Source organism: Nocardioides sp. LML1-1-1.1, from assembly GCF_040676175.1.
In the GTDB taxonomy this organism is placed as follows: domain Bacteria; phylum Actinomycetota; class Actinomycetes; order Propionibacteriales; family Nocardioidaceae; genus Nocardioides.
Genome location: NZ_JBEGHK010000007.1, coordinates 55340 through 72906 on the forward strand (window position 1 = coordinate 55340; position 17567 = coordinate 72906).

General features: G+C 71.8%; 15 protein-coding genes. 2 read left to right on the forward strand and 13 right to left on the reverse strand.

Annotated features, from left to right (window positions below; genetic code table 11):
• Positions 1-10 precede the first annotated feature (10 nt).
• The 10 genes from MRBLML1_RS21315 to MRBLML1_RS21360 form a co-directional block, all read right to left on the reverse strand.
• Complete coding sequence (locus tag MRBLML1_RS21315) at positions 11-4960, reverse strand: Ig-like domain-containing protein (RefSeq protein WP_364519860.1); 4950 nt, start codon at positions 4958-4960, stop codon at positions 11-13.
• A gap of 105 nt (positions 4961-5065) precedes the next feature.
• Positions 5066-6364, reverse strand: a complete 1299-nt coding sequence (locus MRBLML1_RS21320) for a class I SAM-dependent methyltransferase (protein ID WP_364519862.1) — start codon at positions 6362-6364, stop codon at positions 5066-5068.
• The gene (locus MRBLML1_RS21325; RefSeq protein WP_364519865.1) at positions 6361-7725 is read right to left on the reverse strand and encodes an FAD-binding oxidoreductase; all 1365 of its coding nucleotides are present in this window, start codon (positions 7723-7725) and stop codon (positions 6361-6363) included. Before MRBLML1_RS21325 ends, MRBLML1_RS21320 begins: the two co-directional genes overlap by 4 nt.
• A gap of 53 nt (positions 7726-7778) precedes the next feature.
• Positions 7779-8393: a response regulator transcription factor gene (locus MRBLML1_RS21330; protein WP_364519867.1), complete on the reverse strand. Its 615-nt coding sequence runs from the start codon at positions 8391-8393 to the stop codon at positions 7779-7781.
• Entirely contained in the window at positions 8390-9493 is a 1104-nt protein-coding gene (locus MRBLML1_RS21335) for a sensor histidine kinase (RefSeq protein WP_364519869.1), read from the reverse strand. The genes MRBLML1_RS21330 and MRBLML1_RS21335 overlap by 4 nt, the downstream gene beginning before the upstream one ends.
• A gap of 10 nt (positions 9494-9503) precedes the next feature.
• A complete protein-coding gene (locus MRBLML1_RS21340; protein ID WP_364519871.1) occupies positions 9504-10283 on the reverse strand; it encodes an ABC transporter permease in 780 nt (259 codons plus the stop codon).
• Entirely contained in the window at positions 10280-11185 is a 906-nt protein-coding gene (locus MRBLML1_RS21345; protein ID WP_364519873.1) for an ABC transporter ATP-binding protein, read from the reverse strand. The genes MRBLML1_RS21340 and MRBLML1_RS21345 overlap by 4 nt, the downstream gene beginning before the upstream one ends.
• Positions 11186-11230: 45 nt before the next feature.
• Positions 11231-11584: a cytidine deaminase gene (locus tag MRBLML1_RS21350; RefSeq protein ID WP_364519875.1), complete on the reverse strand. Its 354-nt coding sequence runs from the start codon at positions 11582-11584 to the stop codon at positions 11231-11233.
• Positions 11585-11610: 26 nt separating this feature from the next.
• On the reverse strand, positions 11611-12798 hold the full coding sequence (locus MRBLML1_RS21355; protein ID WP_364519877.1) for a Shedu immune nuclease family protein: 1188 nt from the start codon (positions 12796-12798) through the stop codon (positions 11611-11613).
• Positions 12791-13381: a hypothetical protein gene (locus MRBLML1_RS21360; RefSeq protein ID WP_364519879.1), complete on the reverse strand. Its 591-nt coding sequence runs from the start codon at positions 13379-13381 to the stop codon at positions 12791-12793. Before MRBLML1_RS21360 ends, MRBLML1_RS21355 begins: the two co-directional genes overlap by 8 nt.
• Before the next feature lie 110 nt (positions 13382-13491).
• On the opposite strand from MRBLML1_RS21360, the gene MRBLML1_RS21365 reads away from it, so the two are divergent.
• Entirely contained in the window at positions 13492-13779 is a 288-nt protein-coding gene (locus tag MRBLML1_RS21365) for a DUF1330 domain-containing protein (protein ID WP_364519881.1), read from the forward strand.
• Positions 13779-14702 carry an MBL fold metallo-hydrolase gene (locus MRBLML1_RS21370; protein WP_364519883.1) on the forward strand — a complete coding sequence of 308 codons (924 nt, stop codon included), beginning with the start codon at positions 13779-13781 and terminating at the stop codon, positions 14700-14702. The genes MRBLML1_RS21365 and MRBLML1_RS21370 overlap by 1 nt, the downstream gene beginning before the upstream one ends.
• Here MRBLML1_RS21370 and MRBLML1_RS21375 read toward each other — a convergent pair.
• Genes MRBLML1_RS21375 through MRBLML1_RS21385 form a run of 3 tightly spaced genes read right to left on the reverse strand, consistent with a single transcriptional unit; the run spans position 14689 to position 17497 of the window.
• On the reverse strand, positions 14689-15987 hold the full coding sequence (locus MRBLML1_RS21375; protein WP_364519885.1) for a hemolysin family protein: 1299 nt from the start codon (positions 15985-15987) through the stop codon (positions 14689-14691). The two genes, MRBLML1_RS21370 and MRBLML1_RS21375, sit on opposite strands and share 14 nt — an antisense overlap.
• Positions 15984-16439 (reverse strand): rRNA maturation RNase YbeY, encoded by a 456-nt coding sequence (gene ybeY / locus MRBLML1_RS21380; RefSeq protein ID WP_364519887.1) that lies wholly within the window; start codon positions 16437-16439, stop codon positions 15984-15986. Before ybeY ends, MRBLML1_RS21375 begins: the two co-directional genes overlap by 4 nt.
• Positions 16436-17497, reverse strand: a complete 1062-nt coding sequence (locus MRBLML1_RS21385; protein WP_364519889.1) for a PhoH family protein — start codon at positions 17495-17497, stop codon at positions 16436-16438. Before MRBLML1_RS21385 ends, ybeY begins: the two co-directional genes overlap by 4 nt.
• Positions 17498-17567: the final 70 nt, after the last annotated feature.

Here is a 17567-nt window from a genome sequence, read left to right on the forward strand (position 1 = left end):
TGCTCCTGGATCAGGGAAGGGACGGGCAGGCGGCGCCGGTGAAGCCGCCGCCCCCGCTCGCAACGGTGTTGGTGGCCGAGACGGTCGGGGCGCCGGCGGCGTTCGCGGTCGCGACGAACGCCTGGACGGCGGCGTTGTCGTTGTTCGCGCCGGCGTAGCCGGGCAACCGGATGGTCGTGCTCTGCCGCTGCCGCAGGCGGACGTCGGCGTCGATGGTCGGCGGGTTGGAGTCCGCGCCGCCACTGGCCAGGGTGTTGCCGGTGATCGCCGCGCAGGCCAGGAAGGTGTCACCGGGCTGGGTGCCGATGTTGTAGTGGATGGCCTGCTTGGCGATGCCGATCGTGCCGGGCGTCGTACCGGGCTCGGTCAGGGTGTTGCCGGTCACCGTGGTGACGAAGGTGCCGCTCTGGGCGCTGCCACCGCCGCCGGCGAGCACCTCGATGCCCATGTTGTTGTAGCCGCGGACCTGGTTGTTGGCCACCGTCCAGCCCGACGAGCCGCCACCGACGAGCTGCAGCTTGAGGGCCGAGCCCTCCGCCGACCCCGAGTTGGCGACGCCGGCCACGCCGATCGTGTTGCCGCTGAACGTGCCCTGCTGGGTGCTCGCGCCGGCGTCCTTGACGAGCAGGACGCCCGGCCCGACGGCGTCGCGGAAGGTGTTGCCGGTGACGTTCATGGTGGTGGCGCCCGCCGAGCCGGACTGCACGACGCTCACGCCGCCGCCACCCGTGGCGATCGCCGGGTGCGCGTTGCTGAACGCGTTGCCGGTCAGCACGAGGTCGCCCGCGCCACCGCCGCCGTGGGTGACCTGGAGCAGGTCGCCCGCCGCGCTCCGGAAGGTGCTGTCGGTCACGGTCAGCTTCAGCGCACCCGCGCCGGTGGTGGACTCCACCGCCACCGCGTCGTTGGTGGGCCGGTTGCCGCTGGCCGCGAGGGTCACGTGGTCGAGGGTGAGGCGGTCCAGCGAGCCGGTCCCGTTGGTCACCCGGAGGTTGTCCTCGAGGCCACCGCTGACGGACGTCGCGGTGATCGCCGCGCTGCCGGTCAGGTCGGTGAGCAGGATGCTCGAGTCGTCGTACGGCGTGGCGGCGTTGTCGCCGTTCGTGCCGTTGACCACGCTCTGCGCGATCGTCAGCCCGCGCACCCCGCTGCCGCGGACGGCGTAGTTGCTGTGGTCGTGGACCCACACCCGGGTCAGGCTGGGCGCCTGGGTGTCGTGCAGCACGATGCCCGCACCGGCCGGGGTGGCCGAGGCGCTGTCGGCACCGGTGGTGTGCGCGATCTCGCCGCCGGTGCAGCCGGAGGTGTCGGCGGCCGTGCAGGTGCCACCGGTCCCGGTGACCTGCAGCGAGCCGGCCGAACCGGTGCCGTCGAGGACGATGCCGTTGGCGGCACCGTCGCTGCTGATGCTGTCGAAGACCAGGCCGGCCGCGCCGATGTCGGTGCCGGTGACGCCGAGCGCCCGCCCGCTGCCGCTGTCGATCACGTTGCCGCTGCCGCTGACGACCAGCGTCCCGCTGGCGACGGCATCGACGCCCTTGCCGCTGGTGGTCACGACGGTGAGGCCGCCGCCGGTGGAACGCAGCGCGTGGCCGTCGCTGGACGCCATCGCGACCGCGGTCGAGGCGCCCGTGCTGAACGACTTGGCGGTGCCGCTGAGCACGGTGCTGCCGCCGGAGTTGCCGCTCAGGCTGATGCCACCGCCCGCGTCGGAGCCGTCGGTCAGCGTCCCGCTGAGGGTCACCGTGCCGCCGGTGCGCCCGGTGACCTCGGCGGTGGCGCCGCTGCCGTCGGCGACGGAGCCGCCGTAGGTCAGGTCGCCGGACCCGCCGTTGACGTCGACGGCGATGCCCGCGGCGCCGCTGATGCTGCCGCCGCTCGCGGTGAAGGTGCCGGCGCCGTCGAGGTTGAGGCCGTCCGTGGAGCTGTTGGTGGACGAGGCGGTGTCGAGGGTGACGTCCGCGCCGGGGGTCGAGACGATGTCGGCGGCCGGGCCGCCCGTCGCGCTGACGAGCGCGGTGGCGGCGGCCGGTACGACGACCGTGCCCGAGCCCTGCACCGCGAGGGCCGCCTTCGTGCCGCTCGTGGTGGTGAGCGCGAGCCCGCCGAGGGTGAGCGATCCGGTGGTCCCGGTGAGGTCCACCGCGCCGCTGCCGGAGCCGGTGACGGTGACCTGGTCGACCGTGCTGGTGCCGAGCGCCGTCCCGCTGATCACCAGGCCGCGTGCGCCCTGGGTGGTGACGGAGATCGTGCCGGCCGGGGTGAGCACGACGGTGCCGGCGCTGTTCAGCCGCACGCCGACCGAGCCGCTGGTCGCACCGGTCGCCGCCGAGGAGTCCACGACCAGGCCGGTGACCGTGGAGGTGCCGCTGGTGCCGTCGAGGTCGAGGGCCGGCTCGGTGCCGGCCGTCCCGCTGTCGATGATCCGGACGTCGGTGAGGGTGGCCCCGCCCGCGCCGCTGCCGCCCGCGATGCCGCTGCCGGCGCCGGACGGGTCGACCTGCACGCCGGTCACGGTGTTGCCCGTGGCGAGGGTGACCACGTCGCCCCCCGCTCGGGTGAGCGTCGGACGCTCAGCCGGTGCACCGGCGAGGAGGGACGTGCCGGCGACGGTGAGGTCGGCGGCCCCGCCGACCAGGCGCTGGCCGGCCTTCAGCACCACCGCGGCGTCGTACGACGCACCGGTGCCGTGGCCCACGTGGAGCACGTCGTTCGCGCCGCTCGCGGTGACCGCCTGGGCGAGGGTGTCGAAGGGCGCGGCGGAGGTGCCGCTGTTGCCGGCGGCCGCGCTGTCGACGTACCAGACGCAGCCGGTGGAGGCGATCGTCACCTGGGCCTGCCCGGTGGCGTCGCCGTCGGTCACGGTGTAGTCGAAGCTGTCCGGCGTGGCCGAGCAGCCCGCCGGCGGGGTGTAGGTGATGTCGCCGTCGTCCTCGATGACGGCCGTGCCGCCGAGCGCGGTGGTGACCGTCTCCGCGACCAGCGCGACGCTGCCGGGGGTCTCCAGGTCGGTCGCGCCACCCAGCAGGTCGCCGCCCACCGTCTTGTGCGCGTGGCCCACCGACGGCGGGCCATCGGTGGAGTCGTCGACCACGAAAGTGGTGTTGCCGATCGCCGCACTGGCGCCGGAGAAGGTCACGTCGGTGGCGGTGGGCGCGTCGTTGACGCAGGTGACCGCGACGCTGACCGTCGCGGACGAGCCGCCGGACAGGGTGTAGTCGAAGGTGTCGACGTCGGGGGCGACGTTGCAGTAGTTCGCGTCGGGCTGGTAGGTCACCACGCCACCGGACAGGATCGCGGTGCCGTGCGCCGGGCTGGTGATCCCGGTGACGCTCGGGGCGCCGGCGTCGCCGGCCTCGTCGTTCGCGAGCACGTCCACGGTGGTCGGCGCGGCGTCCTCGGTGACCGTCACCGCGTCGTCGTGGGCGACCGCCGCGTCCTCGACGCAGGTGACCGCGACGCTGACCGTGGCCGTCGATCCGCCCGGTGCGAGCGTGTAGGTGAAGGTCTCGGGGTCGGTGCCCGGCGGGGTGTTGCAGTAGTCGGCGTCCGGCACGTACGTCACCCCGGTGCCGCCGCCGGTCACGGTGACCTGGCCGTGCGTGGGCTGGGTGACCTCGTCGACGGCGATCGCGCCACCGTCGACGTCGGTGTCGTTGGCGAGGACGTCGAGCGGCGTGGCCGCGTCGTCCTCGTCGAGCAGGTAGCCGTCGTTCGCCGCGACCGGCGGGTCGTCGACGCAGGTGACCGCGACCGAGACCGTCGCCGCGGGCTCCAGCGGGTCGAGGGTGTAGGTGAACGTGTCGGGGCTGGTGCCCGGCGGGGTGTTGCAGTAGTCCGCGTCCGGCGTGTAGCGCACCACGTCGGCGACGACCTGGGCGGTGCCGTGCAGCGGCTGGGTCGCGATGGCCGGGTGCAGCGCGTCGCCGTCGGCGTCGCTGTCGTTCGCGAGCACGTCGAGCGCGACGTCGGAGGCGTCCTCGGTCACCGTGGCCTCGTCGTCGACGGCGACCGGGGCGTCGGGGGCGCAGGCGATGTCGACCGTGACGTGCCCGGTGTCCTGCAGGCCGGTGGGGTCCTGCACGACGTAGTCGAAGCCACCGGCCGCCAGACCGCAGAGGTCCGCGGTCGGGACGAACTGGAGCAGGCTCTCGCTGTAGAGGCTCGCCGTCCCGCCCGTCGCCCCGGAGACCGCGACCACGCGCAGGGTCCCGCCGTCCGCGTCGGTGTCGTTGGCGGCCGGCCCGCCGGGGCCGCTGGTGGTCAGGCCGAGGGTGGTGTCCTCGAAGGCGGAGAAGGTGTCGTCGACAGCGACCGGGGCGTGCTTCTTGACCGGCGGGGTCGGCGGCTTGGGCGGCACCGGCGCGAGGACCGTGGTCTCGCAGGCTCGACGTACGTCGCGCCGGTCGGCGAAGACCCGGTCGCGGCCGCTGCCGCACGAGAGCAGCTCGGCCCAGGCGGCGCTGTCGATCCCGCGCAGCACGTCGTCGCCGGCATCGCCGGCGAGGGTGTCCCGGCCGCCGCCGCCGACCAGGACGTCGTCGCCCCCGCGGCCGCTCAGCCGGTCGTTGCCCGCACCGCCGTCGATCCGGTCGTTGCCCGGGCCGCCGAGGATCCGGTCGGCGCCCGCGTCGCCCTGGATGACGTCGTTGCCGGAGCCACCGCGGATGACGTCGTTGCCGCCCCGGCCGTAGATCCGGTCGTTCCCGGGCCCACCGCGCAGGACGTCGTTGCCGCCCTGGCCGTAGATCCGGTCGTTGCCCGGGCCGCCGCAGATGACGTCACGACCGGGCGTGCCGACGAGCAGGTCGTTGCCCCGGGTGCCGACGATGGTGCACGGGGCACCGTCCGCCGCCGTCCGGGCGAGGGGGACGGAGCCCGCCCCCGTGGTGAGCGCGAGCAGGGCGACCGCGCCCCAGCTCGCCGTACGCAGGAACCAGCTGCTCCGAGACCTCGACATCGACTTCCCTCACGCCACACGTAAGAGCGTCTCGAGACGCTCCTCCCCCGCCCGTCACTGTGACAGGCGAGGGCCCGGTGCGCGGGGGAATGCCGAAACTTTGACTCAGAACTCGTGACGCAGCGGGTAGCCGCTCTCGCCGTCGACCGTCTTGGTCGCCAGCACGTGGTGCAGCTGGATCTCGTTGCGCTCGAAGGCGATCCGGGACCCGGCCATGTAGAGGCCCCACACCCGCGCGGTGCCCTCGTCGGTCTCCGCGACGCACGCGTCCCAGTTGTCGGCGAGGTTCTTCGACCAGCCCTCGAGCGTCTTCGCGTAGTGGATCCGGAAGTTCTCGTGGTGGTGCACCTCGAGCCCGGCGTTCTCCACGGCCTCGACGATCGTCCCCGAGCCGGCGAGCTCGCCGTCGGGGAAGACGTAGCGGTCGATGAACGCGCCGGTCGAGCGGTCGACGTTGTCGTAGCGGGTGATGCAGTGGTTGAGCACCCGGCCCTGCGGCTTGAGCTTGCCGTTGATGAAGGAGAAGTACGCCGGGTAGTTGGCGATCCCGATGTGCTCGGTGAGCCCGATCGAGCTGACCGCGTCGAAGTCACCCTCCTCGACGTCGCGGTAGTCGGAGTGCCGCACCTCGGCCAGGTGGTCGAGGCCCTGGCGCTTGATCTCCTCCTGCGCCCAGGTCGCCTGCTCCCGGGACAGGGTCACGCCGAGCGCCTTGACGCCGTAGTGCTTCGCCGCGTGGCGGACCATGCCGCCCCAGCCGCACCCGATGTCGAGCAGCCGGTCGCCCTCCTTCAGCCCGAGCTTGCGGCAGATCAGGTCGTACTTGTAGGCCTGGGCCTCCTCCAGCGTCGCGTCCTCGGTCGGGAAGACGGCGCAGGTGTAGGTCATCGAGGGACCGAGGACGTGCTCGTAGAAGGCGTTCGAGACGTCGTAGTGGTGGTGGATGGCGTCCGCGTCGCGCTCCTGCGAGTGCCGGCTCCACTTGCCGAACGGGATGCTCAGCGAGCGCAGCCCCTCCAGGCGGTGCCGCCAGGCGGGCAGGTGCTCCTGCGGCGGCGGGGGCGGCGGCACCAGGTGGCTGACGCCGAGGGCGCGGATGATGCCGACCAGCTCGGCGGCCTTGGGCACGCCGAAGTCGGTGTTGTCCTTCAGCAGCGAGAACGCGGCGTACGGGTCACCGGGGTGGGCGCCGTGGAGCACCAGGTCGCCAGCGACGTACGCGCGGGCCAGGCCGAGGTCGCCGGGCGCGGTCATGATGTAGGACAGCCCGCGCTCGTTGACCAGCTCCAGGCCGTAGGGCTGGTCGAGCGCACCGGCCTCGCTGCCGTCGTAGGCCTTGAGCCACAGCGGCAGGCCGCCGGGGAACAGGGACGCGATCGTGGGGGCGATGCCCTTGCTGGTCATCGGCTCTTCACCGCCTTGTCGTAGAGGGTCGTCAGTCGGTCGTCGGGGTCGTGCTGCCGCTTCACCGCGGCCAGGTGCGTGGTGTTGTAGAGCGCGTCGAAGGCCTCGCGGTCGTAGAAGGCCTCGGAGTAGAGCGACTTGTGGCCGCCGAGCTCGGTGACCTTCTGCTCGATCGCCCGGTTCCTCGGGGCGTTCGGGGCGTCCTCGCCGACGTGGACGGTGCCCCAGAAGCCGACGTTGACGTAGAGGCGGCCCGGCTCCAACGGGTAGAGCGGCCAGGCCCGGGTGGCGACCAGCGGGCACAGCCAGACCGGGCGCATGCCGATCTCCTCGTCGAACCACGCGAGGAACTCCGGCAGCCGCTCGACCGGCACCTCGATGTCCTGCACGACGCGCTCACGCAGCGGGCGGCCCGCGCGGCGGTCGAGCTTGTCGGCGATGCCGAACCGGCGGTCGAGGTGGAGCAGCCGCATGTAGACGTCGGAACGACGCAGCGACCGCGGCCAGAAGCGGCGGATCCTCGGGTTCTGCGCGCCGAAGGCACCCGAGCACCAGAACCAGTCGGTGTCCCAGCGCCACAGGTAGTCGTAGGCCGTCAGCCGGTCCCGGTCGGTGCGCTGCAGCGAGCGGTAGTAGACGTCCTGGCCGGCGTAGTCGGAGGTCGGGCCGGGCTCCTCGGTCCACCGGGCCAGGGTGAGCACGTGCTCGCCCGGGCCGAACGAGACGCCGTCGAGCCCGTGCACCTCCTCGCCGTCGTACTCGCTGGCGGCGGCGATGTCGGCCAGCGTCTTGACCATCAGCTCGGCGTCGTCGAAGCGCAGGTGCCGCAGGGCGACGTACGACGGCACGCGCTGGAGGCTGATCCGCAGCCGGGTCGCGTAGCCGAGCGAGCCGTAGGAGTTGGGGAAGGCGTCGAAGAGCTCGTCGCCGGGGCGGGTGGTGACCACCTCGCCCGCGCCGGTGAAGACGTCCATCTCCAGCACCGTCTCGTGCGGGAGGCCGAGCCGGAAGCTGGTGGACTCGATGCCGAGCCCGGTGACCGCACCGCCGAGGGTGATCGTGCGCAGCTGCGGGACGACCGCGGGCACCAGGCCGTGCGGGAGGGTCGCGTCGACCAGGTCCTCGTAGGTGCACATCCCCTGCACCTCGGCGACCGGGCCGTCGGGCCCGTCCGGGACCACCTCGATCACGCCGTCGAGCCCGGAGACGTCGAGCCCCGGCGTCGTCGTCGCGGCCCGGGCGCGGAAGAGGTTCGTGGTGCGCTTGGCGAGCCGCACCGTCTCTCCCGCCGGGATCGCGGCGTACGACGACGCGAGTCGCGCCACTGCCTCGTTGTGCTGGTGCCAGCCTCGGTCTGCCACGATCCGCAACTTACTCCTGCTCGATGTCGACGGGGTTTCGGGGCAACCCCGGCTCAGAGCCATCCATTCCCGTCCGCGACGAGGACCGCCTCCGCACGGTTGCCGGCGCCGGTCTTGCCGATCGCGGCGGACAGGTGGTTGCGCACGGTGCCCTCGGACAGGAACAGCCGGGCGGCCATCGTCGCGACCGAGGAGCCGTCGCGCGCGGCGCGCAGCACGTCGGTCTCGCGCGCGGTCAGCGGCGACTCGCCACTGACGAGCGAGTCGGTCGCCAGGGTGGGGTCGACGACGCGCAGCCCCTGGTGCACCCGTCGTACGGCGTCCGCGAGCTGGGGCGCCGGGGTGTCCTTCACGACGAAGCCGGAGGCGCCGGCCTGCAGCGCGCGGCGCAGGTAGCCCGGGCGGCCGAAGGTGGTCACGATGAGCACCCGGGTCGCGGGCGAGGCGGCACGGATCTCCGCGCAGGCGGCGATCCCGTCGAGGCCGGGCATCTCCACGTCGAGCAGCGCGACGTCGGGCGTGAGGTCGCGAGCCACGGTGACGGCGTCGGTGCCGGTGCCGACCTCGGCGACCACGTCGAGGTCGGGCTCCAGGCCGAGCAGCGCGGAGAGCGCGCCGCGCACCAGGGCCTGGTCGTCGGCGAGCAGCAGCCGGATCGCGGCGCTCACTCGCGCACCACCGTCAAGGACCAGCCCGGGTCGAGACGCCGGGTGACGAGCCGTGCGCCGAGTGCCTCTGCGCGCTCCTGCAGGCCGGTGAGACCGGAGCCGGGCGGGCCCTCGGCGCTCGGTCCGCGGCCGTCGTCGCGCACCTCCGCGCGGGTCGGGGCGAGCACCACCTCGCACCGGCGGGCGCCCGAGTGGCGGATCACGTTGGTCACTCCCTCCCGCACCGTCCACGCGAACAGCTCGCGCAGGTCGCTCGGCACGTCGTCGGTGCTGCCGGGCAGGCTCGCCTCGATCTCGGCGGCCTGCAGCGCGGTCCGGGCCCGGGCGAGCTCGCCGGGCAGGCTGAGGTCGCGATAGCCCTGCACCGCTCGTCGTACGTCGGCCAGGGCGTCGCGGCTCAACCGCTCCAGGTCCGCGAGCTCGGCCCGGGTGCGGTCGAGGTCGACGTCGAGCATCCGGCCGGCGAGCTCGGCCTTGATCGTGATGACCGTCAGCGAGTGGCCGAGGATGTCGTGCAGGTCGCGGGCCAGCCGGGTCCGCTCCTGCTCGGCGGCGAGCTCGGCGTTGGTCTCGTGGGCACGCAGCAGCTCGACGTTGCGCGCCATCATCGAGCGCACCCCGAAGACCGCGAGCGACGCCGCGACCACCGAGAACGCCAGCCACGGGCTGTGCTCCCAGCCGTCGACCGTGACGCCGGTGGCCAGCACCGCCGCGGCCAGGCCCAGCACCACCGGCACGAACACCACGAGCGGGTAGAGGATCACGAAGGTCACCGCGAGGTAGACCACGCTGGCCGTGCCGACCTGCCCCAGCGTCGCGACCATCACCGCCGCCAGTCCCACCAGCAGGGCGGTCCAGCCGAGGCGCACCGGCAGGGGCGGGCCGAGGCGCAGGCGGGCGCGGTCGATGCGCAGCACCACCCACAGCCCGACGTACGACGCCGCGAACGCCACGGTCGCGACCAGGCCCACCTCGGCGTGCACCGCCGGCAGGTCGTCGACCGCGGCGCGCACCGGGTCGATCAGGAACACCAGCCAGACGGCGGCGAACAGCGGCCCGAGCCGCCCGAGCGGGCGTGGCGGTGCTCCGGGTGTCTCCACGGGCGTCACGTTAGACCCGCGCCGTGTCCTTGCTCATCCGCCAGGCGGCGCCGGCCACGAAGATCGCGAACCAGACGACGGCGTTGACCACGGCGTACCAGGGCAGCTCGTGGGTGAGCGGCCAGCGGGCGATCTCGGCGGGGCCGTACATCGGCGTCCAGTAGGCGACGTGGCGCACGGCCTCGGCGTAGTTGTCGAGCGGGATGAACACCCCGCCGAGGAAGGACAGCAGGGCCAGGCCCGGGCCGAGGATCTGCATGGCGTTCTCGCCGGGCACGACGTAACCGATGAAGACACCGAGCGCGGCGAAGGTCAGCGTGCAGAAGAGCGTCACCACGGCGCACTCGACCCACACGTGGGCCGGCATGTCGGCCTTGCCGACGACCACGCCGACCACGTTGACCGCGGCGATGGCGAGCGCACCCATGGCGAGGGCGACCAAGGCCTTGGTGAGGATGTAGACGACCGGGTTGAGCGGGGTGAGCCGCAGCTGCCGCGACCAGCCGAGCGAGCGCTCGAGGGCGACCATCGAGCCACCGGCCGCGGCGGTGAGGGCGGCGCCGTAGAGGGCCATCGAGGCGAGGATGTACGCCGCGACGTTGCCGCTGCCGGCCCGCTCGTCCCAGCCCTGCTGGCCGCCGAAGGCGAGCAGCATCGCGGCCGGGAAGATCAGCGTGAACACGATGGTGCGGCGGTTGCGCAGCATCCGGCGCAGCTCGATGCCGAGCACGGTGAGGTTGAAGCCGCCGAGCGGCGGCACCTTGCGGGTCGTGGGGTCCAGGCTGGTCATCGGTGGTCTCCCGTCAGGCTGAGGAACGCCTCTTCGATGCCCTTGGCCGTGATCTCCAGGTCGCGGGCGGTGGTCTCGGTGAGCAGGTAGCGGGCGACGGCGTCGCTGTCCTTGGCCTGGACGATGACGACCTCGCCTCGCGTCTCCACGCTCTCGACGCCGCCGAGGGCGCCCAGCCGCTCCAGGGTCGATCGGTCGGCACCGGGCAGGTGCGCCCGCAGCGTGCGGCCACTGGCCAGCGCCCGGATCTCGGGGCCGGAGCCGTCGGCGACGACCTTGCCCTTGCTGACGAGGACGATCCGGTCGGCGTACTGGTCGGCCTCCTCCAGGTAGTGGGTCGCGAACAGCACGGTGCGGCCGGTGTCGATGTCCGCGCGGATCGCGGACCAGAAGGCGCGGCGGCCCTCGACGTCCATGCCCGTCGTCGGCTCGTCGAGCAGCAGCAGGGCGGGGTCGGACAGCAGCGCCATCGCGAAGCGGAGCCGCTGCTGCTCACCGCCCGAGCACTTGCCCACCTTGCGGCCGGCGATGCCGGTGATGCCCGCCTTCTCCAGCACCTCCTCCACCGGACGGGTGTCGGCGAACAGGCTCGCGGTGTAGGCCACCGTCTCGCGCACGGTGATGTCCTTGAGCAGGCCCCCGGTCTGCATCACCGCGGACACCAGGCCCCGGGCGATCGCCTGTCGCGGCTCCATGCCGAGCACCTCGACGGAGCCGGTGGTCGGCCGGGTCAGGCCCAGCACCATGTCGATCGTCGTGGTCTTGCCGGCACCGTTCGGGCCGAGGAACGCCACGATCTCGCCGGGGTGCAGCTCCAGGTCGATCCCCCGGACCGCCGGCACCTCGCCGAAGTCCTTGGTCACCCCCGCGAGCCGCACGGCCGGGGTCGCTGTCGTCGTCATGCGACCAGCGTGGCGGCTCCTAGCGCGCGGACCCTCGCTCGCCCGTCACGACCGCGCCATGACATCTGTCATGGTGATCGCGCCCCGGGCGTCGCCCAGGTGGACCGTGACGCCGCCCGCGCCCGCCACGTCGCCGAGCACCGCCTCGTCCGGCTCGGTCAGGTCCTGGGCCTCCCCCAGCACCACGCACGCGTCCACGCCGGACGAGCCGCCCGCGATCGCCATCGCGACCACGGCCTGCACCGCCGTCAGCCGCAGGGACGGCAGGTCGATCGTCGCGGCGGCGTAGGTCCGGCCGTCGGTGTCGCGCACCGCCGCGCCCTCCGCGGCCTGGATGCGCGCACGGGTGGCACGGGCGAGGGTGACGAGCTTCTTGTCCTCGGCGGAGAGGTCGGTCATGGGGTGATCATCTCAGCGAGGGGCGCTCAGCAATCGGACTGGGGCCCAGTCCCAACCTCATCTGTCGGCACACTCAACCTCTCCTCCACGGCGTCACCTCCCGCAGCGGCTACGGCAACTTCGGCGCGAGCGAGGACCTCGTCGAAGGTCAAGATGACCGGGTCGGTGACATTGCGGCGGTACAGCTCGAAAGAGCGGACCTTGTCCACATCCACTTGACCAGTCTCGCTGACGAACTGCCGTAGTGCGCCTGCCACGACGAAAGCGCGAGGTCGGTAAAAGTGAGAATCACTGATTGGCCCGCCGCCACCTTGCTCGCTCGCCGCCTTCCTGAGAGCTTTGCCGATTTGCTCCCACGCAAGCTGCACGGTGCCTTGCGACTGCGCGACTGCGCCGACGATCTGCATGCCGGGCGCCCAACAGCCCGACCGATACGTCCTGGAAGCGAGAAGCGGAGTTTCGTGGTGCTTGATCTCCGCGAAGGCGAGCATCCGCACCAGACCAGCGGTGCGAAGAAGGGCATCCGTCCGTTTGCCCGCGCTGGTGATGCTCTGGCCAGCAACTGTTTGCTCGAGCTTCGTTGGATCCCAACCAAGGAGGAGATGCTCTGACAGCCCGAGACCCAGCAGCCACGGATGGCTCTCAAAGAAGTGCTGCCACACTCCCTCTTCGGTCTTGTCAAGGGTCGACTCAAGGTTGGCGAAGAACGCTGGCTCGTCCAGCATCCGTCGAAACTGAGTCACCACAACCTTGCGGTGCGCAACAGCAATGACATCGTGAGCCGTGGCATCTCCCTCAATCAGTGCGCGCATCGCCTCCGGTTCCCGATGGTAGGCCACAGTTAGTTCCTTGATGCCCGGCACCAACTCTGGTTCCAGCGTGGGCCGCAGTCCCTCCGCTGTCGGCTCGAAGGCTGAGCTGCGGAACACCTCAACAAACTGCGTCGCCTGGTCCCCAGCGACATGAATGAGCGTCTCAACCTCCTGTCCGTCGTCGGCGATCCGGACAATCCAGACCTCTTCGACACCGTCAGCGCCATAGCGGGCAAGAACCCGGATACCGAACTGATCGGACGCATCGGGCCGTCCGACGTGCCACTCTCCGCCGAGTCCCGGGCGCAACCGCTGCGCATCTGCACGATCCAGGTCGTAGAAGAACTGAGCTGGCTCTCCGAACCGCCGCTCCCCAGCAGCAGCGTCTCGCCCATCACTCACTGCTCGATGCCTCGCACAGCTCACACCCGCAGGAGACAGCGATGCAGGGCCCGCAGCCGCATCGAATCGACATACCTGAGTTGGGACGACCGAGCCCCGTCTCGGAGTCCTGCCCTAGGCGAGCCCGCAGGTTCTCGATGACCTTCGGGGCCGACAGGGGCATACCCTCCAGCCGGTCCGAAGTCTTTCGAGACACATTCGAGTCGCGAAGCCGGTGTCCAACCACCGTGTTGGTGCCGTGAGCCTGCGCGCGGAGGCAGATCGCGCGCATGTAGTAGCGATTGAACTCGGTGGAACCGAGCCGCCGCGCGGCATCGACAGGCGTGTCGGTGACGCGGCTCCCGTCGCTTAGCGAAGCGATGAGGTCCATCTCCGAGCCGTGCTCGATCGCCGCGCGCAGCAACCCCACATAGGCGATCACGCCGGCCGGCGTGAGAGAGACGCCCTCATAGGGGTGCGCGTACCTCGCGATGTCGAGCTCGAGCTCGTCCATCATGTGCGCTCGCGTCGATCTGTCGAGCTCGAAGAAGTTGAACGCATCGTTGGACACCGGGCCCCCTCGCATCGTCAGGAACTCGATCACGAAGTCCCACCATCCACGGAAGACACACTACGACATTCTGAGTATGTCTGTCTCTATCAAGCGTACGCACATATAACCCGAAGCCATCGAGGCTCGGGCAGGATGGAGCCATGCCTGCCTACTGGATCAGCAACTACCGCGCGGTCACCGACGAGGCGAAGATGGCGGCGTACGCCGAGCTGGCCGGACCCGCGCTCGTGGCCCATGGCGCCCGCTTCCTCGCCCGCGGCCTGCCGGAGCAGGTCTACGAGGCCGGGATCGAGCAGCGGGTCGTCGTGATCGAGTTCGAGAGCGTCGAAGCGGCGGTCGCGGCCCACGACTCGGCCGCCTACCGGGAGGCGCTGGACGCCCTCGGCGACGGCGCGGAGCGCGACATCCGGATCGTGCCGGGAGCCTGATGCGGCTCCGGCTCGGCCGCCCCGGCCTCGACCGGTACGCCGCGCGTCTCGACGTGCCCGAGGCGGCCGGCCCGTTCGGCGTCACCTTCCTCGGCGTCAGCAGCCTGCTGGTCGACGACGGCGAGACGGCCCTGCTGACCGACGGCTTCTTCTCCCGGCCGCCGATGGCACGGGTGCTGCTGCGCCGGATCGCGCCGGACGGTGCGCGGATCGACGCGGTGATGCGCCGCGCGGGGATCGACCGGCTCGCCCTGGTCACGCCGGTGCACTCCCACTACGACCACGCGATGGACTCCGCGGTCGTGGCCGCGCGCACCGGCGCGGTCCTCGCGGGCGGTACGTCGACCGCGAACGTCGGCCACGGCGGCGGGCTCCCCGCGGACCGGGTCCGGGTGGTGACGCCCGGCGTCGCGGAGATCTTCGGCGCCTTCACCGTGACCTGGGTCGAGTCCGAGCACTGCCCACCCGACCGCTTCCCGGGCACGATCGACGCGCCCGTCGTCCCTCCCGTGCGGACGGGGACCTACCGCTGCGGCGAGGCCTGGTCGATCCTCCTCGCACACACCTCCGGGCGCAGCGCGCTGGTCCAGGGCAGCGCCGGCTTCCGGCCGGGCGCCCTTGCCGGTCGCCGGGCGGACGTGGCCTACCTCGGCGTCGGCCAGCTCGGCGTGCAGGACGAGGGCTACCTGCGCGCCTACTGGGCCGAGACCGTCGAGGCCGTCGGCGCCCGGCAGGTCGTGCTGACCCACTGGGACGACTTCTTCCGTCCCCTGGACCAGCCGCTGCGCGCGCTGCCGTACGCCGGCGACGACCTCGACGTCACGATGCGGGTGCTCGGCGACCTGGCTGCCGAGCAGGGCGTGGGTCTCCACCTCCCCACCGTGTGGCGGCGCGAGGACCCCTGGGCGATCAGCCCTCGGTGACCGGGGCCTCGACCACCCGCGAGATCAGCACCGTGCCGATCTTGTTGCGGCGCCCGGCCGCCTGCTCGGCCTCGAAGCGCAGGCCGTGGGCCTCCACGACCGACCCCGGGATGGGCACCCGGCCGAGGTGCTTGGCGAGCAGGCCGCCGACCGAGTCGACGTCCTCCTCCTCGATGTCGAAGCCGAAGATCTCGTCGAGGTCGTCGACGGGGTAGCGCGAGGAGACCCGGACCATGCCGTCGGCCGCGCCGCCGATCTGCTCGACCTCCACCTCGGCCTCGTCGAACTCGTCGGTGATCTCGCCGACGATCTCCTCCAGCAGGTCCTCGATCGTGATCAGCCCGGCCGTGCCGCCGTACTCGTCGACGACGACCGCGACGTGCTGGCGCCGCGCCTGCATCTCGCGGAGCAGGTCGTCGACCGGCTTGGACTCGGGCACCCAGTGGACCGGGCGCATGACCTCCTCCACCTTCTGGGTGACCTCGATGTCGGGGTCCTCGAAGTCGCGGCGCACCACGTCCTTGAGGTAGGCGAAGCCGCGGACGTCGTCGAGGTTCTCGCCGATGACGGGCACCCGGGAGAAGCCGGAGCGCAGGAAGAGGGACTTGGTCTGGCGCAGGTTCTTGTGGGCCTCGATGTAGACCACGTCGCCGCGCGGCACCATCACCTCGCGCACGGTGGTGTCGCCGAGGTCGAAGACGGAGTGGATCATCTTCCGCTCCTCGGCCTCGATCAGCTCGCTGGCCTCGGCGATGTCCACCAGCTCGCGCAGCTCGGTCTCGGTCTGGAAGGGGCCCTCGCGGAAGCCGCGGCCGGGGGTGATCGCGTTGCCGACCAGGATCAGCAGCCGCGGCACCGGGCCGAGCACCGTGGTCAGCGCGGAGAGCGGCCAGGCCGACCAGACCGCGACGTTCTCGGCGTGCTGGCGCCCCACGGTGCGCGGGGCGACCCCGATCACGACGAAGGAGACGACCAGCATCACGGCCAGGGACAGCCCGGCGCGGGCCCACCACGACGCGTCGAGGTGGTCGTCGACGTACAGCGTGACGACGACGATGGCCGCGATCTCGCAGAGCAGCTGCAGCAGCAGCGCGGTGTTGAGGTGGCGCGGGGCGTCCTCCAGGACGGCCACCAGGCGCTTGGCGCCGCCGCGCCCCTCGGCGAGCAGCTCGAGGGCGCGGGCGCGGGAGAAGCCCGCCAGGGCGGCGTCCGCGGCGGCGAACAACCCGGCGAGCACGACGAGGACGGCCGCTGCACCGAGCGGCCAGAGACTGTCGCCGATCATCGAGGGAGCGCGCGCCACTGCGCGAGGAGCTGGTCCTGCAGGCCGAACATCACCTGGTGCTCCTCGGGCTCCGCGTGGTCGTAGCCCAGCAGGTGCAGGATGCCGTGGGTGGTCAGCAGCTCCAGCTCGGCCTGGGTGCCGTGGCCCGCGGCCTCGCCCTGGCGCTCGGCGACCGCGACGCAGAGCACCAGGTCGCCGAGCACGCCCTCCTCGGGCTCCTCGTTGACCAGGCCCGGGCGCAGCTCGTCCATCGGGAAGGCCAGCACGTCCGTCGGGCCCTCCTTGTCCATCCACCGCGCGTTGAGCTCGGCGATGGTGTCCTCGTCGACGGCCTTGATGCACAGCTCCGCGAGGGGGTGCACGCGCATCTGGTCCATCACGAAGCGGGACAGCCGGGCGAAGTGCTTCACGTCGAGGCCGGCGTCGGCCTCGTCGAGGATCTCGATGCTCACTCGGCGTCGTCCTTCTGGCTGTCCCGGGGCGCCTCGAAGCGGCGCTGCTGGCGGATCTCCCGCTTGGCTTCCTTCTGGGCGTCGAAGTCGTCGTAGGCCGCGACGATCCGCGCGACCAGCTTGTGGCGCACGACGTCGTGGCTGGTCAGCCGCACGAACGCGAGGTCCTCGACGCCGTCGAGGATGTCCTCCACGATCCGCAGGCCGGACGTGGTGCCGGAGGGCAGGTCCACCTGGGTGACGTCGCCGGTGACCACGATCTTGGAGCCGAAGCCGAGCCGGGTCAGGAACATCTTCATCTGCTCGGGCGTGGTGTTCTGCGCCTCGTCGAGGATGATGAAGGAGTCGTTGAGCGAGCGGCCGCGCATGTAGGCCAGCGGCGCCACCTCGATGGTGCCGGCGGCGAGCAGCTTGGGCACCGACTCGGGGTCGAGCATGTCGTGCAGCGCGTCGTAGAGCGGGCGCAGGTAGGGGTCGATCTTCTCGCTGAGCGTGCCGGGCAGGTAGCCCAGCCGCTCGCCGGCCTCGACCGCCGGGCGGGTCAGGATGATCCGGTTGACCTGCTTGGCCTGGAGCGCCTGCACGGCCTTGGCCATCGCGAGGTAGGTCTTGCCGGTGCCCGCGGGGCCGATGCCGAAGGTGATCGTGTGGTTGTCGATCGTCTCGACGTACCGCTTCTGGTTGAGCGTCTTGGGCCGGATCGAGCGGCCGCGGTTGCTCAGGATGTTGACCGAGAGCACCTCGGCGGGACGCTCGGAGGTCGCGGTCTGCGCGCGCAGCATCGCCTCGACGCGCTCGACGACCTCGGGCGTGATGCCCTGGCCGGTGCGCAGCACGGCGACGAGCTCCTCGATGAGCTTCTCGGCGAGCTCCAGCTCGTGGGGGTCGCCGCTGAGCGTGACCCGGTTGCCGCGCACGTGGACCTGCACACCGAACTGCTTCTCGATGATGCCGAGGTGCTCGTCGCCCGGGCCGAAGAGCGTGACCATGTCGATGCTGTTGGGCACCACGACGGTGTGCCGGGTGGAGCTGATGGGGGTGGGGGTGGAGTCGGTCATGGATGCCCGTGCGGGCGGCCTTTCAGTACGACGAACGGTCCCCTCCATGCTACGGGAGGCAGCCCGGTCG

What these genes read in the sequence shown, in the direction of transcription:
- MRBLML1_RS21315 (WP_364519860.1), bottom strand. Translation starts at nt 4,960, where the DNA reads ATGTCGAGGTCTCGGAGCAGCTGGTTCCTGCGTACGGCGAGCTGGGGC.
- MRBLML1_RS21320 (WP_364519862.1), bottom strand. Translation starts at nt 6,364, where the DNA reads ATGACCAGCAAGGGCATCGCCCCCACGATCGCGTCCCTGTTCCCCGGC.
- MRBLML1_RS21340 (WP_364519871.1), bottom strand. Translation starts at nt 10,283, where the DNA reads ATGACCAGCCTGGACCCCACGACCCGCAAGGTGCCGCCGCTCGGCGGC.
- MRBLML1_RS21345 (WP_364519873.1), bottom strand. Translation starts at nt 11,185, where the DNA reads ATGACGACGACAGCGACCCCGGCCGTGCGGCTCGCGGGGGTGACCAAG.
- MRBLML1_RS21350 (WP_364519875.1), bottom strand. Translation starts at nt 11,584, where the DNA reads ATGACCGACCTCTCCGCCGAGGACAAGAAGCTCGTCACCCTCGCCCGT.
- MRBLML1_RS21365 (WP_364519881.1), top strand. Translation starts at nt 13,492, where the DNA reads ATGCCTGCCTACTGGATCAGCAACTACCGCGCGGTCACCGACGAGGCG.
- MRBLML1_RS21370 (WP_364519883.1), top strand. Translation starts at nt 13,779, where the DNA reads ATGCGGCTCCGGCTCGGCCGCCCCGGCCTCGACCGGTACGCCGCGCGT.
- MRBLML1_RS21375 (WP_364519885.1), bottom strand. Translation starts at nt 15,987, where the DNA reads ATGATCGGCGACAGTCTCTGGCCGCTCGGTGCAGCGGCCGTCCTCGTC.
- MRBLML1_RS21385 (WP_364519889.1), bottom strand. Translation starts at nt 17,497, where the DNA reads ATGACCGACTCCACCCCCACCCCCATCAGCTCCACCCGGCACACCGTC.